The 2,217-nt window shown below is 51.0% G+C and carries 1 protein-coding gene; it reads left to right on the top strand.

The features are described from left to right. Positions 1–39: 39 nt before the first annotated feature. Positions 40–2,046, top strand: a complete 2,007-nt coding sequence (locus tag PX481_RS20090) for an ABC transporter ATP-binding/substrate-binding protein (protein WP_288095644.1) — start codon at positions 40–42, stop codon at positions 2,044–2,046. Positions 2,047–2,217 lie beyond the last annotated feature (171 nt).

Here is a 2,217-nt window from a genome sequence, read left to right as displayed (position 1 = left end):
GATAACTGATAACTGATAACTGATAACTGATAACTGAAAATGTCTGCATTTATTGAAGTCGATCACATTGATAAGGTTTTCCCTCTGCCCGATGGCCGTCAATATATCGCCCTAAAAAATATCGATCTCAGCGTTACTCAAGGGGAATTTATCTCTTTAATCGGTCACTCCGGTTGCGGGAAATCTACCCTCTTAAATATGGTCGCCGGACTCGATCGCCCCACGGTGGGAGGGGTGATTTTAGAGGGAAGAGAAATTAAAGGCCCCGGCCCCGATCGCATGGTGGTCTTCCAGAATTATTCTCTGCTGCCTTGGTTAACCGTCCGGGAAAATATCGCCCTAGGAGTTAACCGTGTCCTGCGTCATCTGCCGGCTGCTGAACGCAAAAGTGTCATCGAACATAGTATCGATATGGTACACCTGCGCCATGCCGCCAACAAACGACCGGGAGAATTATCGGGAGGCATGAAACAACGGGTAGCGATCGCCCGCGCCCTAGCCCTACGGCCAAAAGTCCTGCTACTCGATGAACCCTTTGGGGCGCTGGATGCGTTAACCAGAGGCAATTTACAGGAACGTTTGATGGAAATCGTCGAAGAAAGCCACGTTACCTGTATCATGGTCACGCACGATGTGGATGAGGCCCTATTACTATCCGATCGAGTGGTGATGTTAACCACCGGTCCGGAGGCCCATATCGGTCAGATTCTCGATGTTCCCATTCCCCGGCCCCGGCATCGTTTAGAAGTAGTTAACCATCCCAGTTACTACTCCCTCCGTAACGAGATCGTTTATTTCCTCAACCAACAGAAGCGATCGAAGAAAGTCGGTCAACCCACCGGGCCGATGACGGTGATCGGCCAAGCTACCCGACTGAAAACCAATCCCACCATCGGTTTTATCCCCCTCACCGATTGCGCTCCGATTATTATCGCCAAAGAGAAAGGTTTCTTCGCCGAGGAAGGATTAGAGGATGTTATCCTGCAACGGGAACCCAACTGGAAAGCGCTCGCCCAAGGAGTGGCCACCGGTCGTCTCGATGCGGCCCAGATGGTGGCGGGAATGCCCCTCAGCATGACCATTGGGGCCGGCAATAAGCCCTCTGTCCCCGTGATTAGTGCTTTGGTACTCAGTCGCAACGGTAACGCCATCACCCTCAGCAATAAATACAGGGAATTGGGGGTAGAAAAACTCGAGGACTTAAAGGATGCCCTCCAGCAAAGTCCCGATAAAATCGCCACTTTCGGCATGGTTCACCCTGCCTCCATGCACAATCTGCTGTTACGCTACTGGTTAGCTAGTGGCGGCATCGATCCCGATAGTGATGTGAATTTAACCGTAATTCCGCCGCCTCAGATGGTTTCCCTGCTAAAAGCGGGTAAGATCGACGGTTATTGTGTGGGGGAACCCTGGAACTCCTACGCCGTTCAGGAAAAATTAGGCTACGTTATCGCCACCGATCTTGATATTTGGCCCGGACACCAGGAAAAAGTCCTCGGGGTCAAGGAAACTTGGGCGGCGAAACATCCCGAAACCCATATCGCCATGGTGAAAGCTTTAATTAAAGCCTGCGAATACTGCGATGATCAGCGTAATCGAGAAGAAATCGTCAATATTCTCAGTCAGCCCCAGTATGTGGGCGTGGATAGGGCGATTATCCGCCCTGGTTTCCTCGATGGTTATGATCGCGGTTTAGGAACTGCCCCCGAACCCCTATTCCGATTTAATCAGTTTTACGTCGATCAAGCTAACTGTCCAGGCCGCAGTGAGGCCCTATGGACCCTAACTCAGCTTGCCCGTTGGGGTTACGCGCCTTTCCCTCGCAACTGGGTGGAAGTGATTGAACGCGTCCGTCGTCCCGATCTATTTGGCGAAGCTTGCAGGTCCCTGGGCCTTCCCGATTTGGAACCCAATCGCCACAGTTTTGCCCTCTTTGATCATCTTATTTTCAATCCCGACGATCCGATCGGCTATCTGGAACGTTTTTCGATCCGTCGCGATTATCGCGTCTCGGAAGTTCTCCTCGATGATCCCGTCGCTAATTAAGGTTGGCTGAATAAATCTAAAAACCTTGTTGGGTAAAACTTTTAGACTTTTGCGGGAGTGATCGGGGGGAAAATTCAGGGACTTTTTCCCTGAAAATTAGGTAATTGACCAGATGAAAATCTCTAAAACCCTACACCCCACACCCCACACCCCACACCCCACGAAAAACTT

The organism is Microcystis sp. M53603_WE2 (assembly GCF_030065435.1).
This window is presented reverse-complemented; position numbering and strand designations above follow the sequence as displayed.